Genomic DNA, 18,441 nt, shown 5'->3' with positions numbered 1-18,441 from the left:
CAGACATATATATGAGGATTGAGAATTCTCATAAGAGGTGAAAGGATCTCGCGCATCGCATTTGCCCATCATAAGGGAGGCACCGGCAAGACGACGTCATGCCTCAATATTGCCGGGTATCTCCAGGCATCGGGCCGCAGGGTGCTTGTCGTCGACTGCGACCCGCAGGCGAATGCAACCTCGGGCCTCGGCATCGTCCCGGGCTCGACCGAAAAAACAGTCTACGACCTCTTCATGAGGCGGTTCGACGGCTATCCCGACGTCTCGACCGGGGAGGCCGTCGTCCAGACCGCATCGGGCATCGACCTCCTCCCCTCGTCCCTCGACCTCGTCGGCGCGGAACCCTACCTCTATACCATCGACGACCGGGCGTCTGTCCTGAAAGGCGCACTCGACGAGATCGCAGGTCTGTACGATATGGTCCTCATCGACACCCCGCCGAGCATGGGCCAGCTCGTCATCAACGGCCTTGTCGCGGCCGACCATGCGATCGTCACGCTGGACCCGGGAGTCTTCTCTCTCGGGGGTGTCAGCACCATGAAGACGATCTTCCAGGACATCCAGACCTGTGCAGGCGGGACGGTCCGTCCGGAGATCGCGATCATCGGCCCGGGAAGCAGAGAGTCTGCCGCACGGAAAGGATTTTTTTCTTCGTTCTTTCACCGCCTGTTCCCTTCCGGCGAACCTGACGGGATCGAGGCCGAGGTCGCAAAGACCTTCCTGCGGGTGGAGAAAGTGCCGTACTCTCCCGAAATCCCGATGGCCCAGAAAGAAGGTGTCCCCATCTCCCACTACGCTCCTGCCTGCCCCGCGGGGCGCGTGTACCGGAATATTGCGGCCTTTGTCGAAGGCTGGAACTGAGGGGCAGTCTCGAAGGTGATGAAGATGATCTCAGGTAAACCAGGAAGAATGGCATTGTTTGCCGCTCCGTCGGCAATAATCGGTACAGACAGCGACCAGACCGAGGAGACAGGGCAGCAGATCGGCGAGAGTCTCCAGCCCATCCTCGATGCGCTGAACAGTGCACTGGCCGGAGACACCTCCGTCTCCCTCAAGGGGAAAGAGATCCCCGAGTCCCTCTCCGAACTCGGGACGGCCGTCGAAGCGGCGATCGCACACATACACGATAGCGAGATCGAGAACGAGAAGATCCAGAAGGAGCGCCAGGCCGAGATCGCAAAGGTCCGGAAGGAGAGCGACGCCGAGATCGAGAAAGCCCGGAAGGAGCACGAAGCGGCGGTCGCACGTCTCCACACGGTCGAGGAAGAGACCGGAAAGGTCCAGAAGGAACGCGACGAGGAGATCGAGGAGGCCCGGAAGGAGCATGAGGCAGAGATCAAAAAGGTGAGAGAGGAGCATGAAACAGCGGTCGCACGCCTCCACGAGGTCGAGGGAGAGATTGAGAAGGTCAGGAACGAGCACGAGACAGAGATAGAGACCGTCAGAAAAGAACGTGCCGAGATCCTCGACGGCAAAAACGCCCTTGAGGCCGGCATGAAGGTCATCTTCGGCGAGAACCCGATGCCGATGGTCCTCGTCGACCGCGACCTCAAGGCCCTCGACCTCAATGACGCCTACTGCACCCTGATGGGCGACACCCGCGACCACCTCCTCAGGGGGACAGGGAGAAAAATCGCGATCAAGCACCTCTCCGGCGAGGATAACGACACCGTCTTCTACCGTGGAAAAAAGACCCGCTCCCTGCTCGAAGTCACGGTCGGCGAGGCGAAGAAGATCGTTGAGGAGTACGGCATTCCCATCGCCGGGAGAACAGGACGGACTGAGAAGGCCCTCTTCGTCTTCTACGACATGACCGAGACGAAAAACGCCGAGGCAAACCTGAAGGAGGAGATGGCGAAGATCAAGGACCTCCAGATCCGTTCCCAGACCATCGTTGACGAGAACCCCATGCCCATCCTTCTCCTCAACCCGAAATTTGACGTTGTCGCTGCAAACGAGGCATATGCCTCGATGGCAGGGATCAGGAAGGACACCCTGATCGGCATGAGCGCCCGCTCGTTCCGGGTCCTCGACCAGAAAGGGGAGGGCCTGAAAGGGGCAATTCAAAAGAAGAAGAGGTGTTATGGCGAAGTTACCGTCGAGCTCCCATCCGGCGTGCACATCCTCGAACAGTACGGGATCCCGATCTATGGCGGCACCGGCAACCTGACCGACCTGATCGTCGTCTACAACGACATCACCGAGCGCCGGAAAGAGGAGGAGACGATCAAGGCGCTGATGACCGAAGCCGAAGAGAGGGCTGAACAGTTCGAGAAGAGCGCCAGGGACCTCGGCGAGGTCATGGCCCAGGTCGCGCAGGGCGACATCTCGCAGGAAGCCGCGATCGGCGACGGCGACCTCCTCGCCAGAGTGAAAGAGGACTACAACAGTTCTCTCGCTAAGTTCAGGGAGATCCTCGGCGACGTCAACAGCGCCGTCGCCGTCGTGGCTTCGACCTCCAGGGACACGAGCCGTGGGGCCGCCGACATCGGGAAGGCCACCGAACAGGTCGCCCTCGCCACCCAGCAGTCCTCGGAATCGACACGGTCGCTCCTCCAGGAGATCGAAGAGATCAGGCAGCAGGTCACCGACCTTTCGGCCTCCATCGAGGAGATTGCCGGGACAACGCAGGAAGTGATGAACCAGGCCGTTGCTTCCTCAGAGGCAGGCCGCGAAGGTGCGGAGATCGGAAAAGTCGCGTGCAAGAAGATGGAGGTTGCCAGTACCATCTCTGAGCAGAGCGTCAGCGAGATCAACGACCTCAACACCAAGATGCACGAGATTACAAAGATCATCAAGTTGATCAACGAGATCTCCAACCAGACCAACCTCCTCGCCCTCAACGCCGCCATCGAGGCCGCCAGAGCAGGCGAACATGGGAGAGGATTCTCTGTGGTCGCGGGCGAGATCCGGAACCTTGCCGGGGACTCGAAGCATGCAAGCGAGCATATCGAAGACCTGATCGCCTCGATCCAGAAAGACAGCGAGAAGACCGCGGCGTCCATGCGCTCTTCACATAAGGAGATCCAGGACGGCATCGAGAGCGTCAACGCGGCGATCGCGGCCCTGGCAAAGATCGGTGCCGAGATCGATGCCGCCGCGCGGACGGTCACCGAGATCACCAGGGCCACCGACGCCCAGGCACAGGCGACAAACACCGTCATGGAGATGATCGTCAGGGCCTCGGAAAACACCAAAGAAAACCTTAGCCGGGTGGAAGACATGGCCGCCCTTGCAGAGGAGGTCAGCGCCTCCACGCAGGAGGTCGGGAGCGCCGCCCAGGCACTCACCGGCCTCTCCTCGGACCTGAAGAAGAAAATGGACCACTTTACGATCAACTAATATGGACGACTTTGCCTCACTCAACAGGACCATCGAACGTATCGTCGGCATACGGACATCGCAGTACAAGGAAGACTACATCAAGCGGAGAGTGCTCTCGCGGATGCGCATCTCGGGGAACGAGACCTTCGACGAGTACCACCGCTACCTGATCTCCCACGAAGGAGAAAAGGAGGACCTGAGAAACGCCCTCACCATCAACGTCACCGAGTTCTTCCGTGACACGGAGGTCTTCACGGCCGTCGGGCAGAAATTGCTCCCCGAACTCCTGAAGAAAAAAACCCGGATCAGGATCTGGTGCGCCGGGTGCTCGACAGGGGAGGAGGCCTACACCTATGCGATGCTTGTGCGGGACCTCACCCTCACCCATGAGATCGACTGCACGATCATCGCCACGGATATCGACAAAATCGTGCTGGAAAAAGCAAAACAGGGTATATACGAGGGACGGTCCCTGAAAAACATGACAGAGTCGCAGATAAAGCGGCACTTCACCCACAGGGAAGACGGGAAATACGAGGTGAAGCCAGAGGTGAAGGCCCTTGTCAGGTTTTCAAACCATGACCTGATGTCGGGCGCCCCGGCCGCGCGGTTTCTGGACCTGGTCTCCTGCAGGAACGTGACCATCTACTTCAACGAACAACAGAAGACCGACCTTGCCCTCCTCTTCCACAGCTCCCTCGGGCAGGGCGGATATTATGTGATGGGCAAGACAGAGTATCTCGGTCGGGACGTCGAACACCTCTTCACGCCGTTCGACTCCCTCCAGAAGATCTATGTCAAGGCCTGAACACCACTATTTTTTGGGAGAATGTGCTGGTCGATCAGGACGCGGGCCGGCAGCCTGAAGAAAACAGTGTAGGACTTGCCCGGGTAGACCTCTTTTACGATCCTGAGCGAGCAGCGATCGAGTTCGACGACAAAGGCGATATCATAGTGCTTCTCCGCTTCAAGATAATACGCGGTCAGGGATGCAACCGGGTCGCCCCCACCGCTGCTGAGGATATGGTCGGAGAGGAGAGATCCGATGGAAAGAGGGATGTCGACACTTTTACCGTCAATGACCAGACGGCACTCTGTGGTCTCTATGGTGTGCTGAAGCAGGTACTCGCACTCGATATCGACCCTGTGCGACTCCTGGACAAGCATGGCGATATTCAGAAAATTCAGGAGCATATCGTAAAAATGGGCTTCGTCCTTCCCTCTCCTGATGACCAGGGCCTTCATGGCAAGATCGCGGACAGAGAGCGGGAGTTCTTCCTCGGCCTGAATCAGTTTCAGGAGTTCTGCACGTCCGGATATCGTTGAAAGGATCTCATGTAATGCTTTACACTGACGGTAAAAATCCTTCTGAAAAGGAGAGTCGGGAGAGCCCTGATCTTCAGCCATCTTTCTCATCATGAGATGAGACTTCAACCTTTGAGAGTCTTTGCATCATCTCTTTGCGTGTTGCAGCCCTCCGGATCTCCGCAAAAACGACGAAAAAATTCGTGCCAATGACGACGATGACAAGGATGACACTCATCCCCAGCAGGACCCCCTGTGCAGAGAGGAATGCAGCCCACAGGAGAGCTACAGAAGAGATCAGGTACAAAAAGATCCATGTCCTGAGATCGGGGATTTCCATAAAGAATAAAGAACAGTTATTTTGTATATAGATTTCGATTTTGCCAATTCGGGTCATGAAGACAATACGGGAATAAAGTATATAATCAAAATCATTTGCGAGAAATAGGGGAATATTTTTCTCTCTCAAATGCCGATCTATGATGTATGGCATCAGGAGATCTTCTGAGTGTCGCGGCAGGCGTGGGGATTGTCATCCTCCTTGCCTGTATCACTCATCCGGGCTGGTTTTCCCTCCCTGCGGCACCAGAGGAGAATACCCCGGTTCTGCCAGTCATGACGCCCACCCCGACCCTGCAGGTGCCGCAGACCCCTGCACCCCTTGTCGAGGTCCAGAGACTGGCGTATGTCAAAAATCCTGCATTACAATACCAGATCCATCTTATTCCCGAGAACAGTCCGGGCCATCTCGGAGCATCCGATCCTTCCTGGCAGGAGTCCAATATCAGCACCTTCGCATATCTGGAGGAGTCGCGGGGCGGCGCCACCGACACTTTCACCGTGCCCTATCCGCTCTGGAGGATCAACTGCACCCTTGCGGGAGGTAGCAGGCCCGAGGCCGCCGGCATCAGCGTGTTACTTGTCGATGCAAAGGACAATGAGATCGTCGACGGGGCAGAGGTCAAAGGGCAGGGCACGGTTATCAAAAATATCGAGGTCTCAGGGAAGCCATTTTACCTGATCATCAAAACACAGAATTCAGATCCCTTCAGGATCACTCTTGAAACAAAGACCCGGTATCTCTGAACAGACGACAGGTCCCTTTCAGGGACAAAAAAATTCATTTCTTAAAATTTAATACGACATATCATTATCATCTAGTATGCGCGGCGAGATACTCTCTGATGCAATCCAGTACGAGAAGATCGAGATGCTCAGACTGGATTTTTTCGGATATATCGAGAAGAATATCTCCAAGATCGACGATAAACTCCCTGTATTTTATGGGTATGCTGTTTCTGCACTGGAATCTTCTTTCCCCGATCTTGACGACGAGAGTTACAACGCCTTCATCGACTCGATCTGTTTCAAGATCCTTGACACCCCGGGCCGCGCATCGGACCTGGGACGAACCGAACGGGTGATCGAGAGTGCCACCAGACTGAAAAAAGGGAAAAATCCCCGCGCAGGCCTGGAAATCATCGCAGGCCTGAAACTGATGAAGTCAGGGGACTTTGAGCATGCTATCCCGTACCTGAGAAAGTACCGCTCCCAGGACATTCTGGTCCACACCTCCCTTGCGTTCTGTTATTATGCCCTGTCCCTCAAAGAAGTCGCAGGATTCAAAAATATTCCCCGTGCACCCGGGGAGATGGAACTGCGGGCGCGGGAACAGATGATCGAGATCACCCGCATCCACACAGATGCAGATTCAAACATACCTTTCAAAAACAGCCCGTGGCTTGTGCGCACGTTCTGGTTGATGATCTCCTGTGCCATCGACTGGTTCCCGGGCGAGCGGGCCTTCATCAAGATCGGTCTTCAAAAAGCAAAACGAGACCGGAACCACGAAATGAAAGAGCAGTTTCTGAGAATCGCGCAGACACGTTTTTTTGATGACAGAGAGTTCCTCCATGAGGCTTTTTACTCTGCCATCGAAGAGGGCGACGGGGGGAGGGCCGCCGGCGTCGTGAAGCAGATGATCCAGCAGTTCCCGGCGAGCGTCGAACCCCTCTACTTCGGGATGCTCCTCTCCCTGCGGACCACCACGCGGTCCGGGTACCAGACATTCAGGAAACAGGCGATAGAGAAGCGTATGCCACCCTATATTGTCGGCCTCCTTGACATTGTCTATTCCCTCCTCTCAGAACGCGAGGCCGAGTCGTATATCCAGATCAGGGACATGAAGAAAAAATATCCCTCGATGGACTATTACCTGACCCTCATAAACTATCTGGCGCACGAACTCTTTTCAAAAGACGAGAAGCAGGTTAAAAAAGCAAAAAAAGCACTGATAGATTCCATAGACGCCTATTGCAGACAGACCCTGAAGGCACGGTAAGTCAGGGGTACGTCATCCCTCAAGTGTCGGATCTTTAGGCACCCGTGATCACGCTCCTCGCAAGAGGAGAGCAGGCAGGAACACTGATCCATCGCCACCCCCCGGTCATCTTCATCATGGGGGGGATCCGGGGGTTTCCCCCGGCGCGAGAGAACAGATGAGAATTCATCATCCTTCTAACGGGGCGGCTCTTCTGATCAGTCTGCCTTATCCCATCCTCACGCCGGGGGCTCCCTCGAAAATCATAGATTTTCTCAACTCCCTCCGGTCGTCTCCCGTGATTGCGATGGGGTCGGGAAGGCAGAGGAGAGATCGTAAAGAAGGGGGTGTCGTCGCCGGCGCTCTTTTCACGAGGGAGTACAGAAAATTTTCCACAGCCAGGGCTCTCTATCGTCCAGGTACATTCGGGTGGCGATATTTTGTTCTTGACTTGCCACCAGGGATGGGGATAGCAACCCTTCGCATCAGGATTTCTATTCTACCTTCCCCGATCCGGCCCTACAAATTCAGGGGACCGGAGAGGTATCCCCCGAGAACAGAAGTTTTCTCGGCCCATCAAAGAAAAATCTGATGCGGTCCGTGGCGGCATCGTCAGGATAATAGTAACCTATCGCCGTCGGCGTCGAGAACCAGCACCTGCCGGTGGAGTCCACAAAAACGGTCTTTATGACATTCGACCAGATTCCGTGAGCCCGGTAGATGTGGTCGAGGACGACGCCGTCCTTCCACTGGAATAATCCATGGTCGGTCGCCACCCAGAGAGAACCGTCTGGGGCGGGGCAGACGTCGTTGATCTCACTGACGCCAAGGTCGCCCGGCGCACTGATCGCCGTCTCCAGACCGTCGCCGCCCAGGTGGGCGACACAACTCCGGTTGAAGAGGTAGACCCCACCGAAGGGATCTGTGACCACATCTGTAAACCCGGTCACCTTGCGGCCTTCGGGCATGACAGGATAAAACCCGGCACTCACGTTTTCCCCGACCGCAAAGACACCGTCCACACGGGAAACGCAGTACAGCACCCCGCCGGCAGGGTCAAGGACGAGGTCGTCCAGGGCATAACTCCCCGGACCACCATGGAACGGTTTGAACCAGGTCCATGACCCGTTTTCCAGCCTGTGCAAACCGGCATTGTGCGTCTCTATCCAGAGGGCGTCGTCCCAGCGCTGGAGACCGATCACGATAGGGTTCTTGAGTTGCTCCTGACCGACAACCACTTCAAAAGCCTGGCCATTCATCCGCTGCAGACCGGCAGGAGTCCCTATCCAGAGCATCCCGTCCGGCCCGTAGGTGACTGAGAGAATAAAATCGGAGATGAGCGAGTCTTTCCTGTACGCAGGGGGATAGTGATAGGTGGTCCAGTTGCCATTATAGGACGTCAGGCCCGAGGACGTGGCGAAAATCACCTCCCCTTCAGGACCATTGGTATAATCATTCACAAGATATGTCGAATAGGTCGACGAAGAGGGCGGGAAGATCACCAGATCGGCAGACACAGGTGCCACGAGAAGAAGAAGAAAAAACAGGAGGGGAATTACATCTCGGTGCATGTCCCGCTCGCCTTTCTGACCGTGATCGTTCCGTGGTTCTGCGGGAAGTACAGCACCGACCGCCCCACCTTCCCGCCGACATCCTCGGAGATGACCGGGATGCGGTGTTCCTGCAGGGACATATGGACAGCCTTGATATTCCTGTCCCCAATATTCAGGTTATTGTCATTGAACCCGAACATATTGGCTCCACCCACCAGTTTTGCCGTGAGCGACCCGTTCCTCGACCCCTGTGCTTCCATTCCTTCGAGAAGGACGGCGACAGCCGTATCCGCAAACTTTCCCGGCCTGTCCCTGTGGCCTTTGCTTTCAGGCAGCATGACATGCGCCATGCCACCGATAGAAAGACGCTCATTATGGAGGATCAGGGCGATGCACGAACCAAGACCGATGGTGGTCATCGGCCCGCTGCCCACACAGTACTCCCCAATCCCGATAACCCGCGCATTCACACCGATAGGCTGAAATTCGACCATCAAAATCCTCTCAGGAAGACTGAGCTGGCGAAGTCAGAGATTCAAGGAGGGTGACAAGGTTTTTGAGCAATGTCAGGTCAGGGAAGAGGAGGAGCGTCCCTTCGATCTCGTTCTGGCCGTTATGAAGGTTCGTCCTGAAGATGACCACTTCGTCCGTATCCTGTGCAACATCCGCAAGGATCGACTGAATGCCTGCATGAGCCATATCCACGCAGAGAGACGGCGGAGACGGCAACATAACGATGCCGAGCAGTTCGGCGGTCGCATCCAGGAACGCCGAAACCATGATGTTCCCCACCTCGATCAGAGCGCTCTGGTCCATGTCATTGATCTCCCGATCCATGTCGTTCATGCCAAGCATCGTATTGGTCAGGCATACCGCCGACTTCTGCGGCATATAGAGAACGACATACCCCTGTCCATGGGCTTCGCCGGTAATCTGGAAGACAACAAGCGCAGCACATTCGTCATCGATAACCGAGTAGAACTTTGAGATGTCGATGATGGAGACCGCCGGTACATCCATCTCGATCTGGCTCATGAGCATCTGGGAAAGGGTGGTCGCGGCATGGGCAGCGCCAATGTTTCCGAGTTCTCCCAGTGCATCCGTCTGTAACGCTGTTAATTGCATACTATGTGCCTCATACTATGGTGTTCACATCAAGGACCGGCACCACTTCGCCGTCACCGGGGATGGTGACACCCCCGACCCCGGGACAACTTCCGACAAGGGCGCTGAGCGGCTTTACGACGACTTCCTGCTGCCCTTCTACGACATTGGCCAGGATCCCGCATTTCTTTGAACGATACTGAAGGACGACAAGGACTTCGCCCGATTGGAAACTGCCGAACATGTCGTCCAGCGTGTAGAGAGGGAGAACCTCGTCTCTGAGGAGGATCACCCGGCTGTTGCCGACCCTGTGAATCCCCTCGCTCTTGAGCATTGCCACCTCGACAACATTCGAGATCGGGATTGCGCACCTCTTTCCATTGATCCTGACCATCATCACCTCGACGATGGCCATGGTGGGCGGCAGGACAAGTTCGAAACAGGTGCCCTTCCCGTGGACAGACTCGACCTTGATAGACCCCTTCAGGGACTCGATCGCCGCCCTGACCACGTCAAGACCGACGCCTCTCCCGCTGATATCGGTGATCGTATCGGCGGTCGAGAATCCCGGGTTGAACAGGACGTCGATGATCTGGTCGTCTGTCAGGGTTGCCGCCTCTTCGGCGGTGTACAGCCCCCGGGAAACAGCCTTCTGGCGGACCTTCTCAGAGTTGACCCCGGCACCGTCGTCCTCGATCCTGATGACGACGTTGTCTCGGTCACGCCGGGCCGAGAGGCGCACCAGACCCTTTTCAGGTTTTCCGGCCGCTTTCCTCTCCTCGGGGGGTTCGACACCATGGTCGACGGCATTCCTGATCAGGTGGAGGAGGGGGTCGTTGAGGCCGTCCATGACACTCCGGTCAAGTTCGGTGTCGCCGCCCTCGATGACGAACTCGACCTCCTTGTGGTCGTGCTGCGCCACGTCCCTGACAACCCGCGGCAGGCGGTTGAAGATGTGGTTCAACGGGATCATCCTGATGTGCATCATCAGGTTCTGCAGGTCGGCCACAGAACGGCCCACCATATTCAGGGCCTCGTCAAACTCCTTGATCTGGTTCTTCTGGGCAATCTGCTTGAGACGCCCGCGGTTGATGACAAGGTCCTCGACCAGGTTCATCATCTGGTCAAGGAGGTGAAGATCGACCCTGAGGTTCTTGATCTCCCGGCCCCGTTCATGGTGATCGGATTTCTGGGACGCCTCTTCCGATTTTTTCTGAGGTTTTTGCACCGGGCGGGGAGCATCCAGTTCAACGGTGACGCCGGCGATGTCGGTCCCGGAGACTGCTGCCCTGAGCGCCTCGGCACCGGCCTCGCTCTGGACGACGACCTCGAAGTGGGCCTCGATGTTTCCATTCTCGACCTCCTCCCGGGCAGGTTTCATGGAGACGATCCGGCCGATCTCTTCGATGTTGGAGAGGACGATCATCGCCCTGACATCCTTCATCGAACATTCGGGGACCAGGTCGACCCCGACGACATACATATCGCCGGACCCGGAGGGAGAGGGTGCGTCTTCAGTGTGGGCCTCGTCGGCACCGTTGTTTTCTGGTTCGTCGCTAGCCGGCGCGCCGCCATCTCCCCCATTTGTCCAGGCCTCAAGAGACGAGACCAGGTCGTCAATGGAGTTCCCGGTGTCATCGCCCCCACCGTCGATGGATTCGAGGATGTCATCGATCTGGTCGGTACAGGCGAGGAAAAGGTCGATGAGAGGAGCAGACGCCTTCAGCTTCCCGTTCCTGATGAGGTCGAAGAGGTCCTCCATCGAATGACAGAGCTTTTCGAGCTTCATATAGCCCATCGAGGCCGAGGCGCCCTTGATCGTGTGGGCCGACCTGAAGATTTCATCGATCGTTTCCCGGTCTTCACACTCCTCAAGGGTCAGGAGGGCCTGGGCAATTGTGTCAAGGTTCTCCCGGGATTCTGTTACAAACAGTCCCCTGTACTCTTCCATATCAGACATTTCCCATCTCCATTGTTCGAACCGTCTTCAGTACCTCACGAGGTATATCCGAGAGAGGGAGGACTTTATCGACGCTGTTTCTCTTCAATGCAGAGCGGGCCATCCCATAGACGAGACAGTCTTCCTCTTTGCATACGAATACCGTCCCCCCGGCAGCCTTGACATCAACCGCACCTTCGCCACAGTCGTTCCCCATCCCGCTCAGGACAACCGCGAGCGTATTGCGTCCATAGGTCCTTGCCGCCGATGAGAAGGTCTTGTCAATCGCCGGGCGGACGGCATGGACCGGCGGCGCTGTGGAGTGGACGATCTTCCCTCCGGTTTTCCCCTCTCTGGTGAGTAATGCGGAGATCACGGAGTGGAACCCCGCCTTACAGACGATGACCTCGCCTTTTTTTATGAGATGCCCGTTCTCGGATTCATGTACGGGAAGAGGACAGATCCGGTTGAAACGCTCGGCAAGGGCGGCTGTAAACCCTTCGGGCATATGCTGCGTGATGACGACAGCTGCCGTCATTTCAGGGGAGAGGTCTGAGAGGACACGGTCCAGTTGCTGGAGTCCGCCGGCCGACGAACCAAAGAGGACCACATGGGTGGCAAGCTCGTCTGATACGGAGCTGACTTTTTGCGCCGGCCTGATCTCTATCAGATGTCTGATCTTTGCCACAAGTTCTTCTTTCAGGCCACGTACCCGGAAGATGTCCTGCGGTTTCAGCATGAAGTCGTCGGCGCCAAGGCTCAGGGCCAGGCGAGTGTGTTCAGCGTCCTTCGAGGTGAGAGAACTGAGCATCAGGATCTTGGGACGGTACTCGGCACCTTTCAGCCTCTTCAATAACTCGATCCCGCTGACCTTCGGCATCTCGATATCGAGTGTCATGGCATCTGGCCTGAGCTCGTCGATCATCCTGAGAGCCTCCTCGCCATCTGAAGCGGAGCCGACGATCTCTATTCCCGGGGAAGCACTGAGAGTATCCTTCAGTATCGTCCTGATAAAGATTGAATCATCGACAATAAGCACCCGAATCATGATCAAGCCCCAAGGACGTTTTTCACCTCCTCAAGCACTTTCGGCGCCTGGAAGGGCTTGACGATATAGCCTTTCGCACCGGTCTTGACTGCCAGTTTTACCATCTGCTCCTGACCCACCGCGGTACACATCACGATTTTCGCATTCGGATCGGCCGCGCGGATGTTCTTCAACGCGTCGATGCCGTTCATCTTCGGCATGACCACGTCCATCGTAACGAGATCAGGCTTCAGTTCCTGATATCTGGCAATGGCTTCTTCACCGTTTTCTGCTTCGCCAACAATGGTGTGCCCTCCGGAGAAGAGGATATTCTTCAGGAGAGTTCGCATGAAGAGCGTGTCATCGACGATAAGGATTCTTCCCATGGTCTTCTCAGATTGTATTTGGGGTATCAAAAATATAAAACTTTCGTTTTTAGAAAAGGGTATAATAATTAATTATTTAAACTTTTGTGGCGTCTGTGATGTACCTGACACCTTTTGTGGTAAGTTTAACCTCTCTCCTGACCATCACAACCTCTGCAAGGCCGAGACGGATCAGGGCATCATAGATCTGGTCGATTTCTTTCAGTGATACACCGAGCATATTCTCAATCGACGCCGTATCCATCCCGCTATAGACGAGCATAGCGACCTGCGCGGACTTCGGGTCCAGGTCCCCCTCCATATCCATGCTCTTTGTGGCGTCCTTCAGGAAATTATAGAGGATCTGCAGGGTGGTGAGCGGGCAGAGGACAAAACTGGTGACCACCTCGGTCCCCTCGATATGATCGATCTTCACGACATCTGTGTCCTTCCCCTGCACCTCGCGCTTGGTCAGTTCGATGGATGCAACGTCGGCAAGAGGGACGCATATCTGCTCTGTATTCGAAAAAAACCAGATGCCCGACTTCAATACATCAATACCGCCTTTTTCCCAGCGTGCATCCTTGACAAACACCCCGCCCCTGACAGCCGGGGACATGAAATAGGCAGCAAGGCGGTAGGCATTACATGTCGCAAGGATATGTCTTTTCAGGACATTCAACACTTTTTCGACGGACGCGATCTTTACCGGCTGGTTTTCCTGCCCTTTTGTGGTGATGCTGAGGACACTGCCCTTCGCGTCAAGGTCAAAGATCGACTTGTTGGAAATAGCAAAAGATTTCGGCCCGGCGACCTGGATCTCGTCAGGCCCGAGAGTCAGCTTTGCACCCGCCCATTTACCATCAATCTCGATTTTAACAGGAACGTCAGTCATTATGCTTCACCTTCTTTTTCTTTGGATTTTTCAAAATATCCAGGGTATCCTGGAGTCCGGTAACAAGGTCGTCGGCAGAGACCTTCACATCTTTCATGTCACGCAGCAGGCTGTTATAGTCCTCCTTCCTCTGCTTCTTGGAATCGGTCTTGAGGAGGTCCATGAGCGCGTCGGAATCTCCTCCCCCCATGGCAAATGCCAGCATGTTCTCTTCTTCCGGCTCTTCTTCGACGACCTGTTCGGGAGGCGCCGGGGGCTGGGGGGGCGCGGCCGGTGCGATCGCCGCCGCAAGCGCGTCTGCCGCAGGTTCGGGAGAGAGACCGTCCACCTCTGCCACAAGGTCTGCCTCGTCAGGAAGGTCCAGTTCGTCGAGGCTGATCTCGTCGAGCCCTGCAAGTTCGCTGTCAAGTTCGTCGATGTCGCCGAGGTCTGAAAATTCTTCCAGCTCAGCCGAATTCGCCTCAAGGATCCCGGAAACAATCGCATCGTCTGTCGGAGCCATGGGGAGGTCACTGTCAAGGGAGATATCCAGTGACGGAGAGACACCCGATCCATTCTCCGGATCGTCGAGGTTGAGACTCTCAAGATCCTCCATGCTGACGTCGAGGAGGGGGTCCGCGGGTGCGGCGGCGCCGCCGGCGACCGGCGAGGAGGCAACCCCTGCCCCGGCGATCGGTGCGACGGGCAGGGCTCCGGCCGGATCAGGAACCGCGTCCTGCCCTTTCACCGTGGAGTCAAGCTTCTCGTCGATCTCCTGAAACGTCTTATCCCTGTGGAGCAGGGTGGCCTTCAGCCGACCGATGCCGTCATGGACAGCAGCCGGCAGGGAAACAAGGACCGCACCGATCCTGCCTGACGACTCTTTTTTTTGCACGGGCGGGGCCTGAACCTCGGCCACCTCTTTCCTTTTTTCTCTCCAGGCCCGGACATTCTCCCGGATCATGGCCGGGCGGAGGTCGGAGAGGTGGACGGCGCCAAGGAGGAGGAGCATCAGGCACCCTACAGCGACCGTTGCCCCGATCAGCAGTTCGATCGGGGGGTCGTAGAGGATGAGGACCGAACCGGCGCCCACAGTCGCGGAAAAGATCAGGAAACGCCTGATCTTCGGGTTTATCTCGGGAAATTTTAAGGTCTTCATTTTCACACCGTTCCGAAGGTAGGGATCTGGAAGAACAATCTGATCATCGGCGGCACAACAAGGAACAGAATTCCTGTCAGGGTGAAGAGAAGGGCAGAGAGGAAGTAGTACATATACCGGTCGCCGCCCACCACGATCTTGCCGGCCAGGATATTCGAGAGAGTGATCAATAGGAGGATGGTCGTCACATAGGGCACCATCTTGTCGGCAGGGAAGTTGATGAAGAGGTTCAGGGACCCCGTCATCGACCCTGCAACCGAGTCGGGAGAACTGAGGGCCGCACCACTGTCCCCGAGACTCTCCATGACACTGGCGATCGCCTCCGACATCGTCTCAAGGATCTCGTAGAGGGCGAGGAAGATCGCAACCATGGCCATATGCATCGGCACCAGGAGGACGATAAAACCGGTCGCCACCATGTCGCGCTTCCTGCGCAGCAGCACCTGGGAGAGCATCGACGATCCGACGATCTTGCCGACGACACCGGGTGCGCCGCCCATGGCCACCGAGTCACGGTAGATGTTCATGTACTTCGCGATGAGGTTTGTGCCGCACTCACCGATGAACTTCTCCCAGGTGACAGCCTCGTCGAGACCGAGGTTCAACTTCGTGTAGACCGAGTTGATGAGAGGTTCCAGATTGACAAGGGACTTCCTGTCGATCTCGCGGATCGCCTCGACGACCGTCGTCCCCTTGCCCTCCATGATCGATCCGATGCCCCTGATAAAGGCAGGAAAGTCCTCGTCCCGCAGGATGACATTGTGGTTGTCGATGTAGCCGATGATCCCGAGGGGTGCGAGGATGACACCGACAAGAAGGAAAATCAGTCCGGCCTGCACACCGGCAAGGACGAGGACGAGCACGCTTACTGCCATAATGATAAGGAGCGGCTTTTGCAGCGTGTCGATCATCGCCTGCTCCTTCGAGCACCAGCGGTTCATCGACCGGTCGAGCGTCTTCTCGTCGACAGGCACAGCCTTGTACATCAGGGCGACGCCGAACCCGGAGGTGAGGAGCACCAGGGCATAGGAGGTGTTGAGGGCCGAGTCAATGCCGCTTGGCGCGTAGATCGCCACCGAGATCATGATGATGATCGCCACAAGCATCGAGGAGAAGAGGAGGGCGATATACGCGTCGCCCCACTTCTTCAGCATCTCGAAACCCTGCTCGAAGGTGTTCCGGTAGACGCTCCTCGCCGTGTTCAGTTCCATGTCCAGGAACTCGCCGTCAGGCACGCCCGACTCGATGGCGTTGGCGTACCTGTTGAACATGCTCCTGAGCATGTTGTTGCTGACCCGTTCGGCAATTATCCTCAGGCCTTCCGAGTAACTGTAATGCCAGCTGTTTACGAAAAAGACCACCCGCTGGACATATTTTGTCGAGATGTACTCGTACCTCTTCGCCGTATACTCAAAGAGTTCCGGCCGGGAGACATTGGCCGTCATCGCCGAGGCCATATAGGTGGTCATGAAGACGAGGTCCCCTTCCATCATCTTGTTCTCGGAGATCTCGGCGAACTTCTGTTGTATCGACTCGACAGACTCGGAAAAGGGGATCTCGCCCCCGTTCACTTCCTGAATCCTGTCCTTGAGCGACTCGAACATATCTCAGACCTCGATATTCAGGAGACCCTGCTTCTTGATCTTCGAGATCATGTGGAAGAGGTCCCAGAACTTCGTACAGCCGGCAGCATTCAGCCTGCGCAGGATATTGGCCCTCTTCTCGACTTCGAAATAGATCTCGCTCCTCTTGCTCTCCGGGATGCCGAGCAGCGTTGCAATCTTGTTTTCAAGGAGGTAACTGCTCCCTTTCCCGCAGAAGACGTGCTCGTCGGTGACAGGGTCCCAGTGGAACATCTCGACAAAGGAGAAGCCCTGAGTCTGGGGGTCGTAGCCGACGAGTTCATTGATGCTGAGCATCCGCCGCACCGTCCCTCCGCCAGGACGACGGACCGCACTCTGGATGATGACGATGTTCAGGTTGTCCACGTGTGTCTTCGGGATGAGGATCGGGTCGCCGCAGAGACGCTGGATCAGTTTCTCGACAGACGCAGCGTGGAAGGTGCTCATGACAGGGTGGCCGGTCTGCATGGCGGAGAATGCGACGCTCCCCTCGACACCACGGATCTCACCGACCAGGATCTGGTTGGGGCGCTGACGGAGGGCGGCCTTCAGGAGGTCGAACATCGTCACATCGGCCCCATCGCCCTCGCCCTTGCCCTTTGCCTTGGCGACCTCGCGGGTCCAGTTCCTGTGCGGGACGGTCAGTTCAGGAGTATCCTCGATGGTGACGATCTTGTTCTCCGGAGGGAGGAAGGTGGTGAGGGCGTTGAGGCTTGTCGTCTTGCCGCTTGCCGTCTCCCCGCTCACGAACATGGACATGCCGTACTCCAGGCAGATCCAGAGATAGGCGGCGGCCGTGTAGTCGCAGGTGTTGGAGTCGATGAGCTGGAGGATGGAGAGAGGGATCTCGTTCACCTTACGGATGGTGAAGTTGCTCCCGTGTTTGCTCACCTCGGTGCCGTAGACGATGTTGATACGGGAACCGTCCGGGAGAGTGGCGTCCACCACCGGGTTTCTGTACGTGATCGGCCTCTTGATCCGTTCGGCCATCTTGATGACGAAGGCGTCGAGTTCGCGGGATTCCGTGAACCCGATAACCGATTTCAGGCCTTTGAGCATCTTGTGCTCGATGAAGATCGGGCCGACACCGTCACAGGTGATATCCTCGATATTGGGGTCTGAAAGGAAGGGTTTGAGGATGCCCATCTCGATCTTGTCGCGGATCATCATGTATTCCAGGGCACGGTATTCAGGGGGGGAGACGACGATCCGCCCATCGGCGGTCTGCATCAAGCCGGCAAGGACGTCGTCCTCATCGGCTTTTTTCTTTGCCGAAAAGTCGGTGTTGAGGAACTCGACGAGCCGGTCCTTGATGGACTTTTCAGCGACCGTGTCTGCGGCAGCGGGACCGATCTCCTCGCCGGGAACACGGGCATACAGGATCTCGTTGATAAGATTTTTGAGGACCGCGACGCGTTCCTCTTCGGTCACGGGGTCCTTTTCCAGCGCGTCCAGGAGGTCGATGAGACGCTTCTCGACGACCGGCATCAATGTGTTGACGCTGTGAAGGAACGAAGGCTCGATCGGGATGTAGTAGTTCCTGACGTCCTCGGGATCGGTGAGGATATGGATGAAGGTGTCCTCCCCCACCGGGTAGATGAGGTTGAGGGTCTCGATCTTCCTGACGTCCCGCGTCAGTTCGGAGAAGAAGAGAGGGATGCCGTAGGTGTTCACCGGGAAGATGTTGAGGTACTCGAGGAGGTGTGGGCACTGTTTGACATATTCCCGTGCATTTGTCGGGAGCATCCGGTAGAGGGCCGACGATTCCAGGTCATGATAGCATCCGCTCAGGTCTTCGTTGGCTTCCGTCTTGAAGGGCAGCTGGATCGAGAAGGGCAGACTGCTCATA

At 56.5% G+C, this 18,441-nt stretch carries 17 protein-coding genes; 5 read left to right on the top strand and 12 right to left on the bottom strand.

All coding sequences use genetic code 11. From position 1 onward, the window contains the following. The first annotated feature begins 18 nt into the window (after window positions 1–18). The 3 genes from BP869_RS00405 to BP869_RS00395 are packed head-to-tail and all read left to right on the top strand — an operon-like array spanning window position 19 to window position 4,132. Window positions 19–861: a ParA family protein gene (locus tag BP869_RS00405; protein ID WP_342675870.1), complete on the top strand. Its 843-nt coding sequence runs from the start codon at window positions 19–21 to the stop codon at window positions 859–861. Between the two features lie 48 nt (window positions 862–909). Then, window positions 910–3,342: a methyl-accepting chemotaxis protein gene (locus BP869_RS00400; RefSeq protein ID WP_342675868.1), complete on the top strand. Its 2,433-nt coding sequence runs from the start codon at window positions 910–912 to the stop codon at window positions 3,340–3,342. A 1-nt stretch (window position 3,343) separates the two neighbouring features. Next, complete coding sequence (locus tag BP869_RS00395) at window positions 3,344–4,132, top strand: protein-glutamate O-methyltransferase CheR (RefSeq protein ID WP_342675866.1); 789 nt, start codon at window positions 3,344–3,346, stop codon at window positions 4,130–4,132. On the opposite strand, the gene BP869_RS00390 is transcribed toward BP869_RS00395, so the two are convergent. Both BP869_RS00390 and BP869_RS00385 read right to left on the bottom strand, forming a co-directional pair. After that, complete coding sequence (locus BP869_RS00390) at window positions 4,117–4,731, bottom strand: hypothetical protein (RefSeq protein WP_342675863.1); 615 nt, start codon at window positions 4,729–4,731, stop codon at window positions 4,117–4,119. The two genes, BP869_RS00395 and BP869_RS00390, sit on opposite strands and share 16 nt — an antisense overlap. Further along, a complete protein-coding gene (locus BP869_RS00385; protein WP_342675861.1) occupies window positions 4,724–5,122 on the bottom strand; it encodes a hypothetical protein in 399 nt (132 codons plus the stop codon). Before BP869_RS00385 ends, BP869_RS00390 begins: the two co-directional genes overlap by 8 nt. Between BP869_RS00385 and BP869_RS00380 the strand changes: the two genes are divergently transcribed. Together BP869_RS00380 and BP869_RS00375 are read left to right on the top strand one after the other, a co-directional pair. Beyond that, window positions 5,116–5,715 carry a hypothetical protein gene (locus BP869_RS00380; RefSeq protein WP_342675859.1) on the top strand — a complete coding sequence of 200 codons (600 nt, stop codon included), beginning with the start codon at window positions 5,116–5,118 and terminating at the stop codon, window positions 5,713–5,715. The genes BP869_RS00385 and BP869_RS00380 overlap by 7 nt on opposite strands. Window positions 5,716–5,791: 76 nt before the next feature. Continuing rightward, window positions 5,792–6,970 carry a hypothetical protein gene (locus BP869_RS00375; protein WP_342675857.1) on the top strand — a complete coding sequence of 393 codons (1,179 nt, stop codon included), beginning with the start codon at window positions 5,792–5,794 and terminating at the stop codon, window positions 6,968–6,970. Between the two features lie 506 nt (window positions 6,971–7,476). On the opposite strand, the gene BP869_RS00370 is transcribed toward BP869_RS00375, so the two are convergent. From BP869_RS00370 to BP869_RS00325, 10 genes are all read right to left on the bottom strand, one after another. Beyond that, window positions 7,477–8,376, bottom strand: a complete 900-nt coding sequence (locus BP869_RS00370) for a hypothetical protein (RefSeq protein ID WP_342675855.1) — start codon at window positions 8,374–8,376, stop codon at window positions 7,477–7,479. A gap of 128 nt (window positions 8,377–8,504) precedes the next feature. Further along, window positions 8,505–8,996 carry a chemotaxis protein CheD gene (locus BP869_RS00365; protein WP_342675854.1) on the bottom strand — a complete coding sequence of 164 codons (492 nt, stop codon included), beginning with the start codon at window positions 8,994–8,996 and terminating at the stop codon, window positions 8,505–8,507. Between the two features lie 10 nt (window positions 8,997–9,006). Next, complete coding sequence (locus BP869_RS00360; RefSeq protein ID WP_067051243.1) at window positions 9,007–9,627, bottom strand: chemotaxis protein CheC; 621 nt, start codon at window positions 9,625–9,627, stop codon at window positions 9,007–9,009. 10 nt (window positions 9,628–9,637) lie between these two features. Further along, complete coding sequence (locus BP869_RS00355) at window positions 9,638–11,566, bottom strand: chemotaxis protein CheA (protein ID WP_342675852.1); 1,929 nt, start codon at window positions 11,564–11,566, stop codon at window positions 9,638–9,640. Further along, window positions 11,559–12,593: a chemotaxis-specific protein-glutamate methyltransferase CheB gene (gene cheB / locus BP869_RS00350; RefSeq protein WP_342675850.1), complete on the bottom strand. Its 1,035-nt coding sequence runs from the start codon at window positions 12,591–12,593 to the stop codon at window positions 11,559–11,561. Before cheB ends, BP869_RS00355 begins: the two co-directional genes overlap by 8 nt. A gap of 2 nt (window positions 12,594–12,595) precedes the next feature. Then, window positions 12,596–12,958, bottom strand: a complete 363-nt coding sequence (locus BP869_RS00345) for a response regulator (protein ID WP_067051250.1) — start codon at window positions 12,956–12,958, stop codon at window positions 12,596–12,598. 76 nt (window positions 12,959–13,034) lie between these two features. Next, window positions 13,035–13,832 (bottom strand): CheF family chemotaxis protein, encoded by a 798-nt coding sequence (locus BP869_RS00340; RefSeq protein ID WP_342675845.1) that lies wholly within the window; start codon window positions 13,830–13,832, stop codon window positions 13,035–13,037. Then, a complete protein-coding gene (locus BP869_RS00335; protein WP_342675843.1) occupies window positions 13,825–14,970 on the bottom strand; it encodes a hypothetical protein in 1,146 nt (381 codons plus the stop codon). Before BP869_RS00335 ends, BP869_RS00340 begins: the two co-directional genes overlap by 8 nt. A 2-nt stretch (window positions 14,971–14,972) precedes the next feature. Further along, on the bottom strand, window positions 14,973–16,574 hold the full coding sequence (gene flaJ, locus BP869_RS00330) for an archaellar assembly protein FlaJ (protein ID WP_342675841.1): 1,602 nt from the start codon (window positions 16,572–16,574) through the stop codon (window positions 14,973–14,975). Between the two features lie 3 nt (window positions 16,575–16,577). Next, window positions 16,578–18,440 (bottom strand): type II/IV secretion system ATPase subunit, encoded by a 1,863-nt coding sequence (locus BP869_RS00325; RefSeq protein ID WP_342675839.1) that lies wholly within the window; start codon window positions 18,438–18,440, stop codon window positions 16,578–16,580. Between the last annotated feature and the right edge of the window lies 1 nt (window position 18,441).

The sequence above is a fragment of the Methanofollis sp. UBA420 genome, assembly GCF_002498315.1.
Taxonomy (GTDB): domain Archaea; phylum Halobacteriota; class Methanomicrobia; order Methanomicrobiales; family Methanofollaceae; genus Methanofollis.
This window is presented reverse-complemented; position numbering and strand designations above follow the sequence as displayed.

What these genes read in the sequence shown, in the direction of transcription:
- BP869_RS00400 (WP_342675868.1), top strand. Translation starts at nt 910, where the DNA reads ATGGCATTGTTTGCCGCTCCGTCGGCAATAATCGGTACAGACAGCGAC.
- BP869_RS00395 (WP_342675866.1), top strand. Translation starts at nt 3,344, where the DNA reads ATGGACGACTTTGCCTCACTCAACAGGACCATCGAACGTATCGTCGGC.
- BP869_RS00390 (WP_342675863.1), bottom strand. Translation starts at nt 4,731, where the DNA reads ATGGCTGAAGATCAGGGCTCTCCCGACTCTCCTTTTCAGAAGGATTTT.
- BP869_RS00380 (WP_342675859.1), top strand. Translation starts at nt 5,116, where the DNA reads ATGGCATCAGGAGATCTTCTGAGTGTCGCGGCAGGCGTGGGGATTGTC.
- BP869_RS00385 (WP_342675861.1), bottom strand. Translation starts at nt 5,122, where the DNA reads ATGCCATACATCATAGATCGGCATTTGAGAGAGAAAAATATTCCCCTA.
- BP869_RS00375 (WP_342675857.1), top strand. Translation starts at nt 5,792, where the DNA reads ATGCGCGGCGAGATACTCTCTGATGCAATCCAGTACGAGAAGATCGAG.
- BP869_RS00365 (WP_342675854.1), bottom strand. Translation starts at nt 8,996, where the DNA reads ATGGTCGAATTTCAGCCTATCGGTGTGAATGCGCGGGTTATCGGGATT.
- BP869_RS00360 (WP_067051243.1), bottom strand. Translation starts at nt 9,627, where the DNA reads ATGCAATTAACAGCGTTACAGACGGATGCACTGGGAGAACTCGGAAAC.
- BP869_RS00355 (WP_342675852.1), bottom strand. Translation starts at nt 11,566, where the DNA reads ATGTCTGATATGGAAGAGTACAGGGGACTGTTTGTAACAGAATCCCGG.
- cheB (WP_342675850.1), bottom strand. Translation starts at nt 12,593, where the DNA reads ATGATTCGGGTGCTTATTGTCGATGATTCAATCTTTATCAGGACGATA.
- BP869_RS00345 (WP_067051250.1), bottom strand. Translation starts at nt 12,958, where the DNA reads ATGGGAAGAATCCTTATCGTCGATGACACGCTCTTCATGCGAACTCTC.
- BP869_RS00340 (WP_342675845.1), bottom strand. Translation starts at nt 13,832, where the DNA reads ATGACTGACGTTCCTGTTAAAATCGAGATTGATGGTAAATGGGCGGGT.
- BP869_RS00335 (WP_342675843.1), bottom strand. Translation starts at nt 14,970, where the DNA reads ATGAAGACCTTAAAATTTCCCGAGATAAACCCGAAGATCAGGCGTTTC.
- flaJ (WP_342675841.1), bottom strand. Translation starts at nt 16,574, where the DNA reads ATGTTCGAGTCGCTCAAGGACAGGATTCAGGAAGTGAACGGGGGCGAG.
- BP869_RS00325 (WP_342675839.1), bottom strand. Translation starts at nt 18,440, where the DNA reads ATGAGCAGTCTGCCCTTCTCGATCCAGCTGCCCTTCAAGACGGAAGCC.